The following is a 1533-nucleotide window of genomic DNA, read 5'->3' as shown; positions in this document are numbered from 1 at the left end:
GCCCGCCGCGGCGCGCGGTGGCCCTGGTCGTGGCGGCGCTGCTGGCCGTGACCGGGGGCTCGCTCGTCGCCGCGGGCCTGGCCGGGCAGGAGCCCGACCTCGGGGCCGCCCCGACGGCGTCGTCGCAGCGCACGATCGCCCCGGAGCCCGCGCTCACCGTCGCGCCCCTCGAGGACGACGTCGCTGCGCCGGAGGCCGAGCCCCAGCCCACGGCCGTGCCGGCGCTCGACGCGGACGCCGACGTGCGGCTGCGCGTGCCCTCCGTCGGCATCGACCTGCCCGTGCACCCCCTCGAGCCGGACGGCGGGGCCATCAACCCGCCGACGATGACGGACGCGTACTGGATCGACCCGTACGGCCGGCCGGGGGCGGGGGCCTCCGCTCCGGACAACACCGTCTACATCGCGGCGCACTCCTGGAGCCGCGGCGAGGCCGCCTTCGACCCGCTGCTCGACCCCGACTTCCAGGGCGGTGCGGTGGGCCCCGGGGACCGCGTCGAGGTCGAGACCCCCTCGGGCACCGCCGAGTACGCGGTCACCGACGTCCGCCGCTACGGCAAGGGCGAGCTGCCGGACGCCGACGAGGTCTGGGCCGTCCACCCCGGCCGCCTGGTGCTCATCACGTGCTTCCAGCGCGAGGACGGCGGCCGCTCCACCGAGAACCTCGTCGTCACGGCCGAGCTGGCGGGCGACGCGGCCCGCTGACACCGTGCCGGTCCCTCGTCGACGGGGGCTCGACCCCCCGGGGCGTCCATGAGGGCGCCCTCATGGACGCCTCACGGGCCCGTCATGGTCGTGGACCACGGTCTGGCCCATGGTCGATCGCGGCACCCACTCCCCCCCGTCCCGGCGGCTGCGCGCGGGGGTGCGCGCCCTGCCCGGCGTGCCCCGTCCGCGGCGCCGCGTCGCCCTCTACGGCCACGACACGCAGGGTCTCGGGCACCTGCGCCGCAACCTCGCCCTCGCCGAGGTCCTCGCCGGTGACGGGCGCGGCGGCGCGGGCGCCGACGTGCTCGTCCTCACCGGGGCCCCCGAGGCCGGCCTCTTCCCCCGGCCCCCGGGGGTCGACGTCGTCGTGCTGCCGGGCGTCCGCAAGGACGCCGACGGCGGGTACGCCCCCCGGGCGCTGCGCTCGGACCTGGCCGACGTCGTCGGGATCCGCAGCGCGCTCCTCACGACCGCGCTGACCTCCTTCGCGCCCGACCTCCTCGTCGTCGACAAGGCGCCGTGGGGGTTCCGGGGCGAGCTCGCCGGCGTCCTGCCCGTCCTCCGCGGCCGCGGCACCCGCGCCGTCCTCGGCCTCCGCGACGTCCTCGACGACCCGGCGTCCGCGGCCGCCCAGTGGGCCGTCGACGGCGGTGACGAGGCCGTGCGCCGCTGCTACGACGAGGTGTGGGTCTACGGCGACGCCGCCGTCCACGACCTGCCGGCGGCCGCCGGTATGGCCCCCGACGTCGCCGCCCGCTGCGTCCACGTCGGCTACCTCGCCCAGGGCCGCGTGCCCGGCGCCGACGCCGGGGCCCGCCCGCCGGTC

Annotated in this window: 2 protein-coding genes; both read left to right on the top strand. The window is 78.8% G+C overall.

Annotated features, from left to right (window positions below; translation table 11 throughout):
- A partial coding sequence (locus HLB09_RS16865) for a class F sortase (protein WP_171204449.1) occupies nucleotides 1–704 on the top strand: 704 nt, incomplete at its 5' end.
- Nucleotides 705–813: 109 nt separating this feature from the next.
- On the top strand, nucleotides 814–1533 hold a 720-nt coding region (locus HLB09_RS16860; RefSeq protein WP_212771296.1), incomplete at its 3' end, for a glycosyltransferase family protein.

Source organism: Pseudokineococcus marinus (assembly GCF_013004605.1).
In the GTDB taxonomy this organism is placed as follows: Bacteria; Actinomycetota; Actinomycetes; order Actinomycetales; family Quadrisphaeraceae; genus Pseudokineococcus; species Pseudokineococcus marinus.
Note: the sequence above shows the minus strand (reverse complement) of the source record. Positions and strands in the feature narration are given on the sequence as shown.